Raw genomic sequence first — 19,027 nt, 5'->3', positions numbered from 1 at the left:
CGGTTGTTCTCGGCAGCTGCCGTCGAAGGTTAGAATGCGGCAAACCAGGAACAGCCAATGACCGAACGAATACTCTCGGAAGCCGAATACGACGCCATCAGCGATGCGGCCGCGCATTGGTGCATGCGTTTGCACGCTGATGACTGCACCGATGCCGACCGATTGGCGTTCAAGCAATGGCATGACGCCGACCCTCTGCACGCTTTCGAATACCAGGCCATGCTGGAAATCTGGGGCGTGGCCGAGCATCTGCCGCGTGTCGAATCCGCGCCGACCCTGCCAGCCCGGCGGCCACGGCCGCGCTGGAGCCGTCTGGCTGTCGCCGCCGCGGTGATCGCGCTGGGCTTGCCCTTGGCCGCGATTACCAGTTGGAACATGGGGTGGCTGCCTGACTCGTACCAGCGCCTGGAAGCCGGCGCGAGCGTACGTCATGTCACGCTGGGCGATGGCAGCCAGGTGGAGCTCAATCTTGGCAGCGAACTGGTGTTCGCCAACTACAAGCATGAGCGTCGGGTCACGCTGAAAAAAGGCGAGGCGTTCTTCGATGTGAGTCACGACACCCGGCATCCTTTCGTCGTTCGGGCGGGCCAGGGCCAGGTGCGTGTGACAGGCACCCGTTTCAACGTGTGGATGTATCAGGACCAGGTTCGGGTCACATTGGTGGAAGGCTCGGTATGGGTGACCAGCAACATGAACGCCACTGCGGGCGGCTCGCAACTGTCACCGGGAATGCAGGCAAGCTACAAGGCGGGCGACTACCAGCCGCAGGTACGCGAGATCGAACCCGGCGACAGCTCCCTGGCCTGGCGCAACGGCAAGCTGGTGCTGAATGACCTGGCTCTTTCCGATGCATTGCCATTGATCAATCGCTACCTCGAACGTCCCGTCATGCTCGCCGACTATGCTACCGGCACCCTGCGTGTCGGCGGCATCTACAACCTCAACGAAGTGAAGAACCTCGTGCCCTCGCTGCCCAAGGTCCTGCCGATCTATCTGACCCAGAACCAGGACGGCAACCTGGTCCTCAATTCCATCGGTCATCATCCGGCCAAACATTAAAAAAGCCGCGCCCATTCGGGTCGCGGCTTTTCTTCACGACAAAGCTGCCTTACTGCGTCGCGACCCTGCCCGCCTCATCACGCTCGCGGATGACCTTGGCCTGGTAGTTCGGATCGGCCTTGATCTGCTGCTCGGTAAAGGGCAGCGTGCTCCACTGCCGCTTCGAGAATGCCTGGGTCTGGTCCGCCGAGTAAGGCGAGGCCGGGTCACTGGAAATGGAAAACGCCAGCAGTCCCTGGGCCTGCGGGCCGCTGCCATCGAATGTCACCGTTTGCAGATAGCTGGTGCCGCTGACCACTTCCCGCTTGCCGTTCGCCCCCGGCACACTCTGGATCGCGTTATAGATTCCAAGCTCCGCCGGGCCGCCGTGGATCGGCGTCTGCCGACCGCCCTGGCTGGCAACCTGGATGTCCCGCCAGCGGCTGTCCGCTGCCAGCCCTGCCGATTTCACCGACTCCCGTGAAGCCAGCATGGCCTGGCGCAGCGCCTCGGCCACCGCAGGCCGCTCGATTGCCAGGCCCCGCGGAGTGTGTTGCGGATCCTTCGGATCGAACGCGACGCGCCAGGTATCAGGCACGGCTTGCAGCGCCTTCATGATCTGCTGGAAATGCACGAAGCCGACGCCGCTGTCCAGGCTCGCCGTGCGATCCCAGGCCTTCAGGCGGGTGCATACTTCAGTCAGAGCGGCGGCATCAGCCTTCAGGTCCCCGGCGCAGAAGGCCAGCAGGTCCGGCATCAACTGTTCCGCCAGGTAAACCTGGTCGTCCATGACCATGCGCTGCAACTCATCCACTTGCACCGGCCCGTCTTTGCCCAACTGGCCCAGTCGATCCAGCGCGAAACGTGCGCGCAACCCCAGCGGTTGGTCCTGCTGGCTGATCAGTGGCGAATAACCGGACAAGGGCTGAGCGGGATTGACCATCCAGGCCGAATCGTTGGAGTTCTGCACGTAATCACGACGCGACAATTGCGGCAGTTTGTCGGCGGCATAGATGCCCTTTTGCGCGGCCTTGGGGTCCACGCTCCAGTTGCATTCGCTGCGCGAGCCATCCAGCACGATCAGTTTCAGCCCGGCCCTCGGATCACTGCACCGCGCCAGCTTGGCCGCGTCAACGTTGGGCACCACCGAAACGTTCATGTAGAGACTTTGTCCCTGGTCGTCCACCGCCAGGGTATTGACCCAGGGAATTCCGTGGATCCGCTGGACCGACGCCTGCAGATCCTTGAGCGTGACGGCCTGATTCATGGCGTACCACTGCGCCAGCACCCGATCGTTCTCCAGGTTCGCGTCCCGCAGGCTGTAGGCGAAGCGGTTGTCCCAGTCCAGCTTGCCAGGCCATTGCACAACCGGCCCGAATTGCGAGCCGTACACCACCCGCGAAACCGGCTTGACCTGCCCGTCGGCCTGCTTGACGTCCACCGTGACCACCTGTTGGCTCATCGGCACTGACTTGCCGTCCAGCAGATAGCGGGTCGGGTCCTTCGGGTCGAGCTGCAAGCGGTACAGGGTGAAATGCTTGGAGGTGTCGACGGTATGGGTCCAGGCCAGGTGCTGGCTGAAACCGATATTGATCATCGGCAAGCCGGGCAACGCGGCGCCCATGACATCCAGCTTGCCGGGAATGGTCAGGTGCATCTGATAAAAGCGCATGCCGCCCACCCAGGGAAAATGGGGATTGGCGAGTAACATGCCGCGACCGTTGAACGAACGTTCGCTGCCGATTGCCACGGCGTTGCTGCCGCGGTCGAGGGCGAAGCGCTGCTGGCGGGTCGCGGCGACTTCGAAGCCGGACATCGAGGTGTCGGCCTGTGTGGTCGCCTTGGGCGGCTGCGCGCCCGCCACGGCCTCGGCGAACTGGCCGACGCCACCTTCCACCAACAGGCGCCGGGTCAGTTTGACCAGGTCCAGCTCCGTGATTGGCCGCACCCATTCGCTGGCGCACTGTGCGGGCAGGCCCTGTGCCTTGCGCTCGGCCAGTGCGCGGTTGTAACCGGCCACGTAGCCTTCGACCAGTTGCTGCACCTGGGGCGTCTGGGCCTGCCAGAAACCGGATACGGCCTGAGGCGTGTTGAGCCAGCTGAAGAACAGGTCGCTGGCCCGGTTGGACCGCTGCTCCAGGGTGACCTGTTCGGGGCCGAAGTAACGCGAGCGCTGGCCGTTGACCGTCACGATCTCATTGGCCAGCAGGCAAAGATTATCCTGGGCATACGCGTACCCGATGCCGTAGCCCAATCCACGCTCATCCTGGGCGCGTATGTGCGGCACGCCAAAACTGGTGCGGCGAATCTCGACGGTGGCCTGCTCCACCTCTCCTCGCGCGCTGACAACGGTACTGACACCCAGGGCCATCCCCAGCAACGCACCCGCAAGGCAAAACCTCGATAACTGCCCGGACATTCTCACGCTCACTCCTGATCGAAAACCAATACGCCTCCCTTGGGAACGAACCGGATGAAAAAAATTTAACCGCAGACAGCCGCCTGACTGCGGGGCTTTGCTGATTTCCAGGCATTTTTTTCACATCGCCCCCTTCATGATTCGTCCTCCTCGTTCGTCTTATAGAGGAGAGCATTTCATGACCTTTTCTGATCAGGCTGTTAAGGAGTCTTTACATGCATAACGCACCAATGCCCATGGAGGGCAAGCCAGGATCGGCACGTGTGTCAATGAGCACCAACAACAACGTCTTCGCCAAACCAACGGAACGCGGCGGCAATGAGCACATCAGGCGCCTGCTCAAGAGCTACGGGCTGCGAACGAGCCTGATCCGCCTGAAGGTGATCGATGCACTGCTCAAGGCCGCCGAAGAGAATCGGCAGCTGGGGGTGCGGGGCGTGCATAGCCAGTTGCTGGGGCTGGACATTCCCTTGTCCTTCCTGAGTGTGCGCGAGGTGCTCAAGCGCCTGTGCAGCGAGGGGGTCGTCAGCCTCCATCCGGATAAAAGCTACAGCTTGCACCCGAGTGCGGTGGCCGTGCTCAACGCCAAGCAGTAGCCGAGGCTCAAGGCTTGACCTTGCGCCTCATCACCCCGTTGATCACCACCACGATGACCGCCACGGCAATAGCAATGTATTGAAACAGCTGCTCGCTGATCATGCCTTTACCTTGCATCCATGACAGCCCGAGCATGATTGCCAGGACAACGAGGACCACCAGGATCGAGTATTTCAAACGTTGCGAATGAGTCATTTGCCAATTTCCTGAATGTATTCGTGCTGTTTCCGCGCGCCTGCCAGGCTCTTGCCCGGTGCGATGACGAGGCCGCAAACGGATGCCCATGGTACAGCCGTCGGAGCGTTTTTGGCGCAGTTACGACGGGTCCTGAACCAACAAAGTGCGCCATGGAGTTCAAGACCGCTGGCGATAGGCCGATAAAGACAAGTACGTCCGTTCTACTTGTCTCTAGAAAGCCGCCATCGTGCAAGGAATCTCTACATGCCCGCATTCCGCACCATTCAAGCCCGCTATACGCTGTTCCTGGTTCTGTTCATCCTGGTGCTGTCCATCCTGACGGTGGTCGGTATCAGCTATCTGGTCGCGCCAAAGCTGCGCCAGACCGAGGAACAAGTGGCGCTGAACCGCATCGAAGAGGTCGCGGAACAGATCCAGGGCGAGCTGAACAAGGTGCAGGCGCAGCAGCGGAGCATCACCCAGACCATCCCGCTGCTCGACAGCGACGCCATCGACAAGGTATTGCCTGGCCTGGTGGATCAATACGGCGAATTGAAGGTGTTCGGCGGCGGGATCTGGCCACTGCCCAACCAGCGCGCCGAGGGTCGCAGCAAGTTCAGCACGTTCTGGCACCGCGACGCATCCGGCAAACTGGCGGTCAACACCTTCTGGAACAGCGACGCTGCGCCGAACTATTTCGAACAACCGTGGCACAAGGGCGGCATGGCCACCCCTCCCGGCAAATGCGCCTGGGCCGCTGCCTACAAGGACGACGCCAGCGCCGAGCCACGGACCAACTGCGCCATGGCGATCCAGAAGAACGGCGCGCCTTACGGCGTTTCCACCATTGACGTGACCCTGGGCTTTTTCAACGATCTGATCGCGCGCAAGGAAGCGGAACTGAGCGCCGAGATGCTGATCGTCGAAGCCGACGGCAAGATCATCAGCAACAGCTCGCGTATCAGCGGGCCGATCGTGCTGAAAAACATCAGCGAACTGGCGGCTACCTCGCCGTTCGCCGCCCAGGTCAAGGCAGGCCTGGCCAACCGTGACCAGCCGTTGCAACGACTCGAGTTCGACAACAAGGGTGAGGCCAGCACGTTTTTCATGCGCCCCATCGAAGGCTCCCCATGGTTCCTCGCCACTGCCCTGCCGACCCGCCTGATCACCGCCCAGCGTGACGACGTGTTGAGCACGCTGAGCCTGCTGCAGATTCCGCTGGTGATCCTGTTGGTGCTGATGCAGTTGTACGCCATCCGCCAACTGACCCACCGCATGAAGGTCCTCAAAGGCAATATCGACGCGCTGTCCACTGGTGATGCCGACCTGACCCGACGCATCACCATCCGTGCCGAAGACGAACTGGGCGCCATTGGCCATTCGGTCAACCGGTTCATCGCCTATCTGCAAGACATGATCGGCGAAGTCACCCAGGCCACCGGCGCCATGGCCTCGGGCCTGGACAGCCTGCAGCGGAGTTCGGCCCACACCAGCGAAATCCTGATGCGCCACGCCTCGGAAACCGACCAGACCGTGACAGCCATCACCGAGATGAGCTCCACCGCTGAAAGCGTGGCGCAAAACGCCGCCGAGACGGCAGCATTCACCCAGCGCGCCAATGAGCATGCCGATCGTTCGCGGGTCGTGGTCGGTGAAGCGTCCAACAGCGTCGTGGCGCTGATCGATGAAGTCGCCAGCGCCACGCGCAAAGTCGAAGACATGCAGCAAGACGCGCAACGCATCACCGAGATTCTCGGCGTGATCGGCGCCATCGCCGGGCAGACCAACCTGTTGGCCCTCAACGCCGCCATCGAAGCGGCCCGGGCCGGCGAGCAGGGCCGTGGCTTCGCGGTAGTCGCCGACGAAGTCCGCGCCCTCGCCGCCCGCACCCAGGCCAGCACCTCGGAAATCAATGAGATGCTGACCCGCCTGACCCAGGGCGTAACCTCGTCGGTCGCGGCCATGGAAAACACCCAGGCCAGTTGCCAATCGGCGGCCGACGCCACGTCCCGGGTCAACTCGGGCCTGGATGAAATGGCCGGCTCCGTCAGCCAGATCAACAGCCTGAGCACCCAGATCGCCACCGCCGCCGAACAGCAGAGCGCAGTGACCGAGGAAATCAACCGCAGCATGGTGCAGATCCGCCATATGGTCGAGGAACTGGTGGAAAGCGGCCTGGCCAGCCAGAACAACACCCGCCAGCTGCTGGAAGCCAACAGCCGGGTGAATGCGATCATGGGGCGGTTCAAGGTTCGTTGAATCTATCCCACCGTGGCGAGGGAGCTTGCTCCCGCTGGGCTTGCGCAGCAGCCCCTCTGGGCCTCGCCTCGGTGTGTCAGGCTGATCGAATAAAGCAAATTTGGGGCCGCTTCGCGGCCCAGCGGGAGCAAGCTCCCTCGCCACGAGAGTTGCGTTCCCGAGCTGACAATTCTGTAATCCGCGCCTCAGCCTCGTGTCAGCCGCTCGCCGCTACTCTGTTATCCTCCTTCCAAACTGTTCGCTACGAGACCATACACATGGCCCATCCCCTGCACCTGCTCGCCTTGAGTACCTTGCTCATTTCCGCCCTGGCCCAGGCCGCCGAACCGGCGACCATCGATGTGCACCGCGATGCCAATTGCGGTTGCTGCAAGAAGTGGATATCCCACTTGCAGGAGAACGGTTTCAAGGTCAACGACCATGTCGAGGCCGACATGAGCGCGGTCAAGCAACGCCTTGGCGTCGCGCCCAACCTGCGTTCCTGCCACACCGCCGAAATCAACGGTAAATTCGTCGAGGGCCACGTTCCGGCCGAACAGGTGCTGGCATTGAGCAAACGCGACGACCTGCTTGGCGTGGCCGCGCCCGGCATGCCGATGGGCTCGCCGGGCATGGAAATGGATGGCATGAGCGATGCTTACCAAGTGATCGGGCTGAAAAAAGACGGGACGCAAGCCGTGGTGGCGGACTATCCGGCCCATTGATGGGCGAAGCGTATATCGGGCTGTTCTTTGCAGCGTTTGGCGCGGCGACCCTGCTGCCGTTGCAATCCGAGGCCCTGCTGGTGGGCCTGCTACTCAGCGAACGTTACGCCATCTGGCTGCTGCTGGCGGTGGCAACCCTGGGCAACGTCCTCGGTTCGCTGGTGAACTGGTGGCTGGGCACACGCCTGGAACAGTTCAAGGATCGCCGCTGGTTTCCGGTCAGCCCGTCCCTTCTGGACAAGGCCCGTCGGCACTACCAGCGCTATGGCTACTGGTCGCTGCTGCTCAGTTGGCTGCCCATCATCGGCGATCCGCTGACTTTGGTCGCCGGCGTGATGGGTGAACCCTGGCGGCGCTTCCTGTTGATCGTGACGCTCGCCAAAGGCCTGCGTTATGGCGTGCTCACCTGGGCGACCCTCGGCTGGATGGGTTGAACGTTCCTGCGCTTGGGTTGCCTGTGGTTAATGTCGCCATAATCGAGCCGTTCCAGGATCGGCCGGTTGCCTCAAGGAGATTGCCCATGTCGCGTTTGACCGCCCGCTGGCTGCCCAGCCTGTTCCTCACCGCTGCCTTGCCAATGCTCGCCCAGGCCGCGAACCCACCTGAAGGCCCGGCCTATGGCCCGCAGCTTGAGGGTTTCGAGTACCCCTATACGCTCAAGCATTTTGCCTTGCAGTCCCAGGGTAAATCGCTGCAGATGGGCTATATGGACGTGCCCGCCCAAGGCAAGGCCAACGGCCGGACGGTGATGCTGATGCATGGCAAGAATTTCTGCGCCGCCACCTGGGGCGATTCGATCAAGGCGCTCAGTGACGCCGGTTACCGGGTCATCGCCCCGGACCAGATCGGTTTTTGCACGTCGAGCAAGCCGGACCATTACCAGTACAGTTTCCAGCAGTTGGCGATCAACACCCAGGCCCTGCTCAAGGCCCTCGGCGTACAGAAGGCCATCGTGCTGGGCCACTCCACCGGTGGCATGCTTGCCACCCGCTATGCCTTGCAGTTCCCCGACCAGGTCGAACGCCTGGCGATGGTCAACCCCATCGGTCTGGAGGACTGGAAAGCCCTTGGCGTGCCTTACCGCACCGTGGACCAATGGTACGAGCGCGAGCTGAAACTCAACGCCGAGGGCATTCGCAACTACGAGCGCAACACCTATTACGGCGGGCGCTGGAAACCGGAGTTCGAGCGTTGGGTCGACATGCTCGCCGGCTTGAACAAGGGTCCGGGACATACACAAGTAGCGTGGAATTCGGCGCTGATCTACGACATGATCTTCACCCAGCCGGTCTATTACGAGTTCAAGGACCTGAAGGTCCCCACGCTGCTGTTGATCGGGACCTCCGACACCACCGCCATCGGCAGTGACATTGCCCCACCGGCCGTGAAAGCCCGGCTGGGCCGTTACGAGGTGCTAGGCAAACAGGTCGCCGGACTGATCCCGCAGTCGACCCTGGTGGAATTCCCCAACCTGGGGCATGCGCCGCAAATGGAAGAGCCGGCGCGGTTCCACCAGGCGCTGCTCGGCTGGCTGGACAAACCCATTCCCTGATAGAGGTGTTCCATGGCGGTGCAAATAGCAGTCATCGACGATTGGCAAGACGTCGCCAGGGACGTGGTGGACTGGTCGGTGCTCGATAGCATTGGTGAAGTGACCTTCCTGCACGATTACCCCGCCGACCGCGACACCCTCACCGAGCGCCTGCAACGCTTCGACGTCATCTGCGTGATGCGCGAGCGCACCCGCTTCGACGAAGAACTGCTGCGCCGCCTGCCCAACCTGAAGCTGTTGCTGACCGGCGGCATGCGCAACGCCGCCCTCGACCTCAAGGCTGCCGCGACACTGGGCATCCAGGTCTGCGGCACCGAGAGCTACAAGCACGCTGCGCCGGAACTGACCTGGGCGCTGATCATGGCCCTGAGCCGCAATCTTGTACCGGAAGCCAACGCCCTGCGCGCCGGACTGTGGCAACAGGGCCTGGGCGGTGATTTGTACGGCAAGACCCTGGCGATCCTGGGCCTGGGCAGCATCGGCACGCGCGTGGCTCAGTTCGGCCAGGTGTTCGGCATGCGTGTGATCGCCTGGAGCGAAAACCTGACCGCCGAGCGAGCCGCCGCAGCCGGCGTGCAATACGTGAGCAAACAAGCGCTGTTCGAGCAGGCTGATATCCTCTCGATCCACCTGGTGCTCAGCGAGCGCAGCCGGGGCCTGGTGGACGCCCAGGCCCTGGGCTGGATGAAACCCGAGGCGCTGCTGGTCAATACCGCGCGCGGGCCGATTGTCGACGAGGCGGCCCTCATCGACGCACTCCGGCACAAACGCCTGGCAGGCGCCGCGCTGGACGTATTCGCCGAGGAACCGTTGCCGCCCGAGCACCCGTTCCGGACTCTCGACAACGTGTTGGCCACACCCCACGTGGGTTATGTGAGCCGGCAGAATTATCAGCAGTTCTACGGCCAGATGATCGAGGACCTGCAGGCCTGGGCGGCCGGCAAGCCGATCCGGATACTGACCGCGGCTTCGTGAAATTTTCCTGGTAGCCCCATGTGGGAGCGAGCCTGCTCGCGAAAGCGGTGTGTCAGTCGCGGATTTTGAGTCTGATCCACCGCTTTCGCGAGCAGGCTCGCTCCCACATTTGGGGCCGTCACCGCCATACTGAAGCCATCAAAACGCCTCCATCCAGCCCGCCCCCTTATGGTGCGGAGCGCTGTTGAACCGCGCACGCGATTGAACCATCGCGCCCTTCCTACACCCTGAATGTTTCAAACAACCTGCACTTCGTCGGTTCGTATTCCCCTGCTTCGTGTAAGACATTGCCGACAATCGACGTGATTGTCGGACAATTCGACGAACCGAACCGCAGCGCTCTAGCTTCTGACCTAGACTGCCTTTCCGTGGGGAAAACCGACCGGTCATCCGAAGGAAAAAAAGTCGAAACTTTTCACAACGGCGACAGGTCAGGTTAGAGGAAGGGCAACAACTGCTGGAGCATTCCTTGCAACGGCCCCCTCACCTGATTCGCTTCGCCGCATTGGGCAGCGCTTTGCTCTCCTTGCGTAGCGCTCGTGCGCCTGGCCGCAGGATTCGGCCAATGAAACAACAGCTCTGGCGCTTGCCGGAAACAGATCGAGAAATAGGAGTTATTTATGATCAGTGCTGCCTTGGAACCACAGCAAGTCCGCTCTCAATTACCGCCGGCGGCTGAATCGCCGACGGCACCGGTGCTGGCCACCGGAGGCAAGGCACTGCTCCCTGTCGTTCGACAGAACCCCAACCGCAAGAAGATCCTGTTCGTGACCTCGGAAATCGCCGACCTGGTCAAGACCGGTGGCCTGGGCGACGTTTCTTCCGCCCTGCCCCGGGCCATGGCCGGCCTGCATGATGTCCGGGTGCTGATCCCCGGGTATCCGCAAGTCATGAACAGCGGCAATCCGATCCATATCATCGGCGAACTGGGCGGCCACGCAGCGCTGCCGCCGTGCAAGATCGGCCGCATGGACATGGCCGACGGTCTGGTGATCTACGTCCTGATCTGTCCCGAACTGTATGCCCGCGAAGGCTCGCCCTACGGCGCCAACAATGGCCGCGACTGGCCGGACAACCACATCCGCTTCGCCCGCCTGGGCCTGGCCGCAGCCGACATCGCCGCCAACCTGGCACAGATCCACTGGTGCCCCGACCTGGTCCATGCCCACGACTGGCCGGCCGGCCTGGCCCCCGCCTATATGCACTGGCGCGGCCAACGTACCCCGACCCTGTTCACCATCCACAACCTGGCGTACCAGGGCGTGGTCAGCCTGGCTTCCTGCCCGGAGCTGGGCATCCCGGAGCACGCGCTGCAACAGGAAGGCATGGAGTTCTACGGCAAGCTGTCGTTCCTCAAGGCCGGCATGGCCTATTCCAGCCACATCACCACGGTCAGCGCTACCTACGCCCAGGAAATCACCACCCCGGCGTTCGGCTGCGGGCTTGACGGGTTCCTCGCCGCCAAAACCCAGCAAGGCCTGCTCAGCGGGATCCCCAACGGCATTGACGAAAGCTGGGATTCGGCGACCGACTCTCATCTCCAGCGCCAGTTCTCCATTGGCGACTGGGAAGGCAAGGCGGTCAACGCCGCCCACGTACGCAACCTGTTCGGCCTGGATGACACCACCGGCCCGCTGTTCGCCGTGGTATCTCGTTTGGTGTATCAGAAAGGCCTGGACCTGACCGAGGCCGTCGCCGAATTCATCGTCGAATCCGGCGGACAGATCGCGATCATTGGCCGCGGCGAACCGGAAGAAGAACAGGCCATGCGTGAACTGGCGCTGCGCTTCCCCGGCAAGATCGGCGTGCGCATCGGCTTCAACGAAACCGATGCCCGGCGGATGTTCGCCGGTAGCGATTTCCTGCTGATGCCATCGCGCTACGAACCGTGCGGCTTGAGCCAGATGTACGCCCAGCGCTTCGGCTCGCTGCCGGTGGCGCGCAATACCGGCGGCCTGGCGGACACCATCGAGGACGGCATCACCGGGTTCCTGTTCGACGAATCCACCGTGGAAAGCTACCAGCAGGCCCTGAGCCGGGCTTTCAAGGTATTCGAGTTTCCCGAGCTGCTCAATGCCATGCGTTGCCGGGCGATGTCAGCCCCCTTCAATTGGTCCAAGGCCGTAGAGCCCTATGCCGAACTTTATGAACAACTGGTAGCTAAATCGCTGGGAAAATCGGCCAGACAATGAGGTAACCGATGCCGTCAAGGACGCCTGATACCTGGACCCATGGCGCGGTCTTGCTCGATTCCGAGCACACCCGCTTCGCGCTATGGGCCCCGGATGCCTTTTACGTCAGTGTCGAACTCGACACTGGAGAATCCATACCGATGCTGCCCCAGGCCAACGGCTGGTTCATGATCCAGGCCCGTTGCCCCGCTGGCACTCGTTACCGCTTCAACATCGATGGCGAGCTGGAGGTGCCCGATCCAGCCTCCCGCGCCCAGGACGGTGATATCGATCGCCACAGCGTGGTGGTCGACCCCCACGCCTACCAATGGCGACACACCAACTGGTCCGGTCGCCCCTGGTACGACGCCGTCATTTACGAACTGCACGTTGGCGCCCTCGGAGGTTTCGAAGGCGTCGAACAACAATTGGCACGCCTGGCCGGGCTTGGCGTGACCGCCATCGAACTGATGCCCCTGGCGCAGTTTCCCGGCGATCGCAATTGGGGCTACGACGGTGTATTGCCCTACGCTCCCCATGCCTCCTATGGCACGCCGGACCAGCTCAAGCATCTGATCGACAGCGCCCACGGCCATGGCTTGGCGGTCATTATCGACGTGGTCTACAACCACTTCGGCCCCGATGGCAACTACCTGCACCGCTACGCCAAGGGTTTCTTTCGCGAAGACAAGCACACACCCTGGGGCGCGGCGATCGACTTCCGGCGCCGCGAGGTCCGCGACTTCTTCATCGAAAACGCACTGATGTGGTTGCTCGAATACCGTTTCGACGGCCTGCGCCTGGACGCCGTGCATGCGATCGAAGACCCGGACTTCCTCCAGGAGCTCGCCACCACGGTGCGCCAACAGGTCGACCCGACGCGCTACGTCTGGTTGACCGTCGAGAACGAACACAACCAGGCCAGCCTGCTGGAGCACGGCTACGACGCCCAGTGGAACGATGACGGGCACAACGCCTTGCACGTGCTGCTGACCGGCGAGACCGATGCCTATTACGCCGACTATGCCGAGCAGACCACGGAAAAGCTCGCGCGCTGCCTGAGCCAGGGGTTTGTTTTCCAGGGCCATACCAACCGCCACGGTGAATCCCGCGGCGAGGCCAGCGGTCACCTGCCGCCCAGCGCTTTCGTCTTGTTCCTGCAAAACCACGACCAGATCGGCAACCGGGCCTTGGGCGAGCGCCTGCACCAGCTGGCCCCGCCACAGGCGCTGCAAGCCGCAACCGCCTTGTTGCTGCTGTCACCGATGATCCCGCTGTTGTTCATGGGCGATGAAGTGGTCGCCGAACAACCGTTCCTGTTTTTCACCAGCCACCATGGCGAACTGGCGGAGTTGGTGCGCGAAGGTCGACGCAACGAGTTCAAGGCCTTTGCAGCCTTTGCCGACCCCGAGAAACGCGAACGGATTCCCGACCCGAACGCGGCCGGCACGTTCGACGCTTCACGGCCCAACCTGGAAGCCCATCAACCGGAACAACTGGCCAGCGAAACCCTGTATCGCCAGTTATTGAAGATCCGCCGTGAGGAAATCGTCCCGCGCCTGCCCGCCGCCCATGCCCTGGGCGCGGATGTGCTGGGCCATGGCGCCGTCAGCGCGCGCTGGCAGATGGGCGACGGCAGCGTGTTGCGCATCGACCTGAACCTCAGCGACAAGCCGGTCGAACACAGCGCACCGCAAGATGCGCAGATTCTTTTCGAACATCCACCGCAGGCCATGGGTCTGTTGCAACAAGGGGTGCTCACGCCCCACAGCGCGCTGGTCAGTCTGACGCAAGCGACAACCTTGCCCAATATCACTGGAGAGCGCCTATGAGCGATGCGCAACTGGAAATCCTCGCTGGCCGAGCGGGCCTGGCGGTGGACTGGATCGATGCCAATGGCCGTGCCCAGAAAGTTTCACCCGCGGTGTTGCGCTCGGTCCTCACCGGCCTGGGGCATCCCGCCGGCACTGCCCAGGAAATCGACGCCAGCCTGTTGCAGTTGCAGGAAGACCAACAGAACCACCGCCTGCCGCCGCTGCTTACCGCAGACGCAGGCGTGAATGTCGACCTGAGCCGCTATTTCGAACCCGCGACCCCGTGCGAGATCCAGCTTGAAGACGGCGCGACGCTGAATCTGAAACTTGACGCCGACGCGACGCTCCCGGGGATCGTCCCGGTGGGCTATCAGCAGGTCAGCATCCAGGGCCAGCATTTCACCCTGGCGGTGGCGCCCGCCCGTTGCTACAGCGTGGCGGATGCGGTGGACGACCCGATCCCCAGGGTCTGGGGCCTGAGCGCGCAACTCTATTCCCTGCGCCGCCCTGGCGATGGCGGCTTCGGCGACACCCAGGCCCTGGAAGAACTGGCCCGGGTGGCCGGCGAACGTGGTGCCGACGCCCTGGCCATCAGCCCGATGCATGCCATGTTCAGCAGCGATACCGGGCGCTACAGCCCTTATTCGCCCTCCAGCCGGCTTTTTCTCAACAGCCTGTACGCCGCGCCCGGCACCATCCTCGGCGAGCGTGCGTTGCGCACGGCCATCGACGCCACCGGCTTGACCAACCAGTTGCGCAGCCTCGAAGAGCAGCCGCTGATCGACTGGCCGGTGGCTGCCGAAGCCAAGCAGCGGGTTCTTCGCGCGCTGTACGACGGCTTCAGCCAGGGCGAACATCCGCTGCATGAGGATTTCAGCAGTTTCCGCCACAGCAGCGGCGAGGCCCTGGAAAACCATTGCCGCTTCGAAGCCCTCCAGGCCGATCGCGCCGCTCGGGGCGAAAGCCTTGACTGGCGCCAGTGGCCGCAAGAATGGCGCGATCCGCGCAGCGCCGCGCTGGCCCGTTTCGCCGAAGAGAACGCGGATGAAATCGGCTTCTACGCCTTCTGCCAATGGTTGATTGCCCGCTGCCTGGAGCGCGCCCAGAGCGCGGCGAAGTCCAGTGGCATGGGCATCGGCCTGATCGCCGATCTCGCCGTGGGCGCTGACGGCGCCGGCAGTCAGGCCTGGAGCCGCCAGGATGAATTGCTCGCCTCGCTCACCGTCGGCGCACCGCCGGACATTCTCAACCGCTCCGGACAGGGCTGGGGTATCTCGGCGTTCTCACCAGAGGGGCTGGTACGCAACGGTTTCCGCGCGTTCATAGAAATGTTGCGGGCCAATTTCGCCCACGCCGGCGGCTTGCGCATCGACCACATCATGGGTCTGCAACGATTGTGGGTGATCCCCAACGATGCCCCGCCCACCGATGGCGCCTACCTCTATTACCCGATCGATGATCTGCTGCGGCTGCTGGCCCTGGAATCCCATCGCCACCGGGCCATCGTGCTCGGCGAGGACCTTGGCACCGTGCCCGAAGGCCTGCGGGAAAAACTCGCGGCCCGCGCCATCCTCGGTATGCGCGTGCTGTTGTTCGAACAGGACAATACCCACTTCAAGCCGATCCTCGATTGGCCGGACGACGCCCTGGCCACCACCAGCACGCATGACCTGCCGACGCTGAACGGTTGGTGGCACGGTCACGACATCGACTGGAACGCCCGGCTGGACCTGATCGACTCCCACACCGAGATGGACTGGCGCCGGCACCGCCAACGCGAGCGTGACGGGTTACGCAATGCATTGAACCAGGACCCGCAGAATTTTCGCGAAGAACACCGCGAAACCGACCAGGTGCTGGACGCCAGCGTGCGCTTCCTCGGCCATACCCGCGCGCCGCTGGTGCTGTTGCCCCTGGAAGATGCCCTGGGTATCGATGAACAGGCCAACCTGCCCGGCACCACCGACACTCACCCCAACTGGCGGCGGCGCCTGGCTTTGGAAAGCCGCGCGCTGCTGGATGACCCGGACGCCGCACGGCGTCTGGAAATACTCGCCTGCGCGAGACTTCAGGCGAACGAGCGTGACCGATGAACCAGACACTGATCCAACCGCTGCAGGCCACCTTGCGCCTGCAATTTCATAAAGGCTTCACCCTCGACGATGCCGTAGCGCAAGTGCCGTATTTCGCAGCGCTGGGCATCAGCCACATCTATGCGTCTCCCCTGCTCAAGGCACGGGCCGGATCCATGCACGGCTACGACGTGGTCGACCCGACCCAGGTCAACCCGGAGCTGGGCGGAGAGGCTGCGCTCAAGCGCCTGGTCGCCACCTTGCGCGAGCACCGGATGGGCCTGATTCTCGACATCGTGTCCAACCACATGGCCGTTGGCGGCAACGACAACCCCTGGTGGCTGGACCTGCTGGAGTGGGGACGCTTGAGCCCTTATGGCGAATTCTTCGACATCCAGTGGCATTCCCCCGACCCGCTGATGGAAGGCCAGTTGCTGCTGCCATTCCTGGGCAGCGACTACGGTGTGGCGTTGCAGGAAGGCACGTTGAAACTGCGTTTTGATTCCGCGCAAGGCAGCTTCCATGTCGAGCATTACGAGCACCGCTTCCCCATCTGCCCGATGCAATACGGTGAGCTGCTCAAGCCTGCGGACGCTCTGGAGCCCGAGCAGATCGACGCGCTCAAGGCGCTGGCCGAGCGTTTCACCACGCTGAACTACCAGACCGACGCCCACTCCCTCGCCCGCCCGCTCCAGCAAGAGCTGCGCGATCTGGCCACGCAAACGAGCATCCTCAGCGCCATTGAGGACACCCTGCGCGGCTACGATTCCACCGAGCCCGCGGGTTTCGAGCGCCTGCACCAACTGCTCGAGCGCCAGAGCTACCGGCTCGCCAGCTGGCGCACGGCGGCGGACGATATCAACTGGCGACGCTTCTTTGATGTCAACGAACTGGGCGGCCTGCGGGTCGAGCGGCCGGCGGTGTTCGAGGCGACCCACGCCAAGATCTTCGAGCTGATCGCCGCAGGGCTGGTGGACGGCCTGCGGATCGACCACATCGACGGCCTGGCCGATCCTCGCGGTTACTGCCGCAAGCTGCGCCGTCGCGTCGACTCGCTCTCGCCCTCGCGGCACCTGCCGATTTTCGTCGAGAAAATCCTCGGCGACGGCGAAACCCTGCGCCGCGACTGGAACATCAATGGCAGCACCGGTTACGAATTCATGAACCAGATATCGCTGCTGCAGCACGACCCGGCCGGCGCCGAGCCCCTCGCCGAGTTCTGGAGCCGGCACAGTGAGCGCCCGGCGCACTTCATCGAAGAGGCCCGCCTGGCCCGCCAGCAGATTCTCAACGGCTCTCTTGCCGGAGATTTCGAAAGCGTCGCACAGGCCCTGCTGCAAGTCGCGCGGGACGATGTGATGACCCGCGACTTGACCCTGGGGGCGATTCGTCGGGCGTTGCAGGAGCTGATCGTGCATTTCCCGGTGTATCGCACATACATCAATCCTCTGGGGCGCTCCGCCGAGGACGAAGTGTTCTTCCAGAAAGCCCTGGAAGGCGCCCGGCAAACCCTGAGCGAAGCCGATTGGCCAGTGCTCGACTGCCTCGCCGACTGGCTCGGTGGCATGCCATGGCGCAAGCGGCCTCGCGGCAGTGAGCGCAAACGCCTGCGCCATGCCTGCGTACGCTTCCAGCAACTGACTTCGCCGGCAGCGGCCAAGGCTGTCGAGGACACCGCACTGTATCGCTCGGCGGTACTGCTTTCGCGCAATGACGTGGGCTACAACACCGAGCGCTTCAGTGCCCCGGCCGAGGAATTCCATGAAGCGTGCCGGGAACGGCTCGAACACTTTCCCGACAACCTCGTCACCACCGCGACCCACGACCACAAGCGCGGCGAAGACACCCGAGCCCGGCTGGCAGTGATCAGCGAACGCCCGGACTGGTACACGGCGTGCGTGGAGCAATGGCGCATCCTCTCGCCGTCGCTGCACAGCGACCCGGCGGCCCCATCGGCCGGTGATGAACTGATCCTCTACCAGGCCCTGCTCGGCAGCTGGCCGCTGGACCTCGACCTGCAGGACCCCAAAGCCTTGGCGGACTACAGCGAACGCCTCTGGCAATGGCAACGCAAGGCCCTGCGCGAAGCCAAGCTGCAAAGCAGTTGGGCGGCGGTCAACGATGCCTATGAGCAAGCCACCCAGATGTTCCTTGAGCGGTTGCTGCTGTGCGACGAGGGCCTGCCGTTGCGCAGCGCCATCGCCGAGGCGGTCCAGGCCATCGCTCCGGCGGGCGCCCTCAACAGTCTGGCGCAAACCTTGCTGCGCATGACCGTACCCGGCGTCCCGGACCTGTACCAGGGCAACGAGTTCTGGGATTTCAGCCTGGTGGATCCGGACAACCGTCGCCCGGTGGATTTTAATGCTCGCCGTGAGGCGGTACAGGGCGACAGCTCACCGGCGACGCTGGTACGCGACTGGCGCGACGGTCGGGTCAAGCAGGCACTGATAGCGCGGACGCTGGCCTTGCGCGCCGAATACCCGCAGCTGTTTCGCCAAGGCAGCTATCAACCGCTGCTGGTGCTTGGCGAACACGCCGGGAGGGTGTTGGCGTTCATGCGTGAATACCAGCAGCAGCGGGCGATTGTGGTGGTCCCGGTGCACGCCGCCCGCCTGCTGGAAAACGGTGCCTTGCCCCACGTGGCTGCATCGGACTGGGGCGATACCCGGGTGTCGTTACCGTTCGCCGCCGAGGATGGAAAACTGAAGGGACTTTTTGCAAGCGCAGCAGTCACACCCCAAAGGGAGCTGATGGTCAGCGCCGCGCTGGGGGATTTCCCGGTCAATGTCTTTATTGAATCTTGAGTTTAGTCAGGAGCACTGCGATGAGTACCGACGATAAACGCATTCGTGAATTTGCCTATCAGATCTGGGAGTCCGAGGGTAAGCCCGCCGGGCAGGAAAAACGTCACTGGGAAATGGCGCGCAAACTGGCTGAAGCCGAGGCACTGGCGCCTAGCAAGCCGCCAAAAGCAGCGAGCAAGACCGCCGCCAGCAAGACTGACGGCACCAAGCCGGCACCCGCCAAGAGCGCTGCGACCAAGACCGCTGCGAAGAACACCACACCCAAGGCCAAGCCTGCGGCCAAACCCTCCGCGGCGACTGCCGCAGTGGTCCCGCCCGCCGACAAGGCGGCCGCGAAGAAGCCACGAGCGGTGCGCAAACCACCGGCGGTCTGATCCAGCGAACTCATCGTTCTCAAGCCCGTGCTCCTTCCAGCGAAGGGGCCTGCTTGTGGCATGACGCTTTA

Annotated in this window: 14 protein-coding genes; 12 read left to right on the top strand and 2 right to left on the bottom strand. The window is 63.1% G+C overall.

Annotated features, from left to right (window positions below; genetic code table 11):
• Nucleotides 1–57 precede the first annotated feature (57 nt).
• The gene (locus tag J3P96_RS12150; RefSeq protein ID WP_434657377.1) at nucleotides 58–1,059 is read left to right on the top strand and encodes a FecR family protein; all 1,002 of its coding nucleotides are present in this window, start codon (nucleotides 58–60) and stop codon (nucleotides 1,057–1,059) included.
• 49 nt (nucleotides 1,060–1,108) lie between these two features.
• Here the strand turns inward: J3P96_RS12150 and pvdQ are convergent, their stop codons facing one another.
• Complete coding sequence (pvdQ, locus tag J3P96_RS12145) at nucleotides 1,109–3,457, bottom strand: bifunctional acylase PvdQ (RefSeq protein ID WP_434657375.1); 2,349 nt, start codon at nucleotides 3,455–3,457, stop codon at nucleotides 1,109–1,111.
• A gap of 215 nt (nucleotides 3,458–3,672) precedes the next feature.
• On the opposite strand from pvdQ, the gene J3P96_RS12140 reads away from it, so the two are divergent.
• Nucleotides 3,673–4,053, top strand: a complete 381-nt coding sequence (locus tag J3P96_RS12140; RefSeq protein WP_434657373.1) for a fe2+ zn2+ uptake regulation protein — start codon at nucleotides 3,673–3,675, stop codon at nucleotides 4,051–4,053.
• A 7-nt stretch (nucleotides 4,054–4,060) separates the two neighbouring features.
• On the opposite strand, the gene J3P96_RS12135 is transcribed toward J3P96_RS12140, so the two are convergent.
• A complete protein-coding gene (locus J3P96_RS12135; protein WP_186631798.1) occupies nucleotides 4,061–4,249 on the bottom strand; it encodes a hypothetical protein in 189 nt (62 codons plus the stop codon).
• Between the two features lie 246 nt (nucleotides 4,250–4,495).
• Here J3P96_RS12135 and J3P96_RS12130 point away from each other — a divergent pair, with 246 nt between their 5' ends.
• The 10 genes from J3P96_RS12130 (at nucleotide 4,496) to J3P96_RS12085 (ending at nucleotide 18,956) form a co-directional block, all read left to right on the top strand.
• Nucleotides 4,496–6,490: a methyl-accepting chemotaxis protein gene (locus J3P96_RS12130; protein WP_305500631.1), complete on the top strand. Its 1,995-nt coding sequence runs from the start codon at nucleotides 4,496–4,498 to the stop codon at nucleotides 6,488–6,490.
• Nucleotides 6,491–6,747: 257 nt separating this feature from the next.
• Nucleotides 6,748–7,194 (top strand): DUF411 domain-containing protein, encoded by a 447-nt coding sequence (locus J3P96_RS12125; RefSeq protein ID WP_434657370.1) that lies wholly within the window; start codon nucleotides 6,748–6,750, stop codon nucleotides 7,192–7,194.
• Nucleotides 7,194–7,628 carry a YqaA family protein gene (locus J3P96_RS12120; RefSeq protein ID WP_434657368.1) on the top strand — a complete coding sequence of 145 codons (435 nt, stop codon included), beginning with the start codon at nucleotides 7,194–7,196 and terminating at the stop codon, nucleotides 7,626–7,628. The genes J3P96_RS12125 and J3P96_RS12120 overlap by 1 nt, the downstream gene beginning before the upstream one ends.
• 86 nt (nucleotides 7,629–7,714) lie before the next feature.
• The gene (locus J3P96_RS12115; protein WP_434657366.1) at nucleotides 7,715–8,746 is read left to right on the top strand and encodes an alpha/beta fold hydrolase; all 1,032 of its coding nucleotides are present in this window, start codon (nucleotides 7,715–7,717) and stop codon (nucleotides 8,744–8,746) included.
• 12 nt (nucleotides 8,747–8,758) lie between these two features.
• Entirely contained in the window at nucleotides 8,759–9,721 is a 963-nt protein-coding gene (locus tag J3P96_RS12110) for a D-2-hydroxyacid dehydrogenase family protein (RefSeq protein ID WP_434657364.1), read from the top strand.
• A 620-nt stretch (nucleotides 9,722–10,341) separates the two neighbouring features.
• A complete protein-coding gene (glgA, locus tag J3P96_RS12105; protein ID WP_434657362.1) occupies nucleotides 10,342–11,913 on the top strand; it encodes a glycogen synthase GlgA in 1,572 nt (523 codons plus the stop codon).
• Nucleotides 11,914–11,921: 8 nt separating this feature from the next.
• Complete coding sequence (gene treZ / locus J3P96_RS12100) at nucleotides 11,922–13,724, top strand: malto-oligosyltrehalose trehalohydrolase (protein WP_434657360.1); 1,803 nt, start codon at nucleotides 11,922–11,924, stop codon at nucleotides 13,722–13,724.
• Complete coding sequence (gene malQ / locus J3P96_RS12095; protein ID WP_434573794.1) at nucleotides 13,721–15,799, top strand: 4-alpha-glucanotransferase; 2,079 nt, start codon at nucleotides 13,721–13,723, stop codon at nucleotides 15,797–15,799. The genes treZ and malQ overlap by 4 nt, the downstream gene beginning before the upstream one ends.
• Entirely contained in the window at nucleotides 15,796–18,582 is a 2,787-nt protein-coding gene (locus tag J3P96_RS12090; protein ID WP_434657358.1) for a malto-oligosyltrehalose synthase, read from the top strand. The genes malQ and J3P96_RS12090 overlap by 4 nt, the downstream gene beginning before the upstream one ends.
• Nucleotides 18,583–18,602: 20 nt before the next feature.
• Nucleotides 18,603–18,956 carry a DUF2934 domain-containing protein gene (locus J3P96_RS12085; protein WP_305500620.1) on the top strand — a complete coding sequence of 118 codons (354 nt, stop codon included), beginning with the start codon at nucleotides 18,603–18,605 and terminating at the stop codon, nucleotides 18,954–18,956.
• Nucleotides 18,957–19,027 lie beyond the last annotated feature (71 nt).

The sequence above is a fragment of the Pseudomonas sp. R3-56 genome, assembly GCF_051132075.1.
Taxonomy (GTDB): Bacteria; Pseudomonadota; Gammaproteobacteria; order Pseudomonadales; family Pseudomonadaceae; genus Aquipseudomonas.
This window is presented reverse-complemented; position numbering and strand designations above follow the sequence as displayed.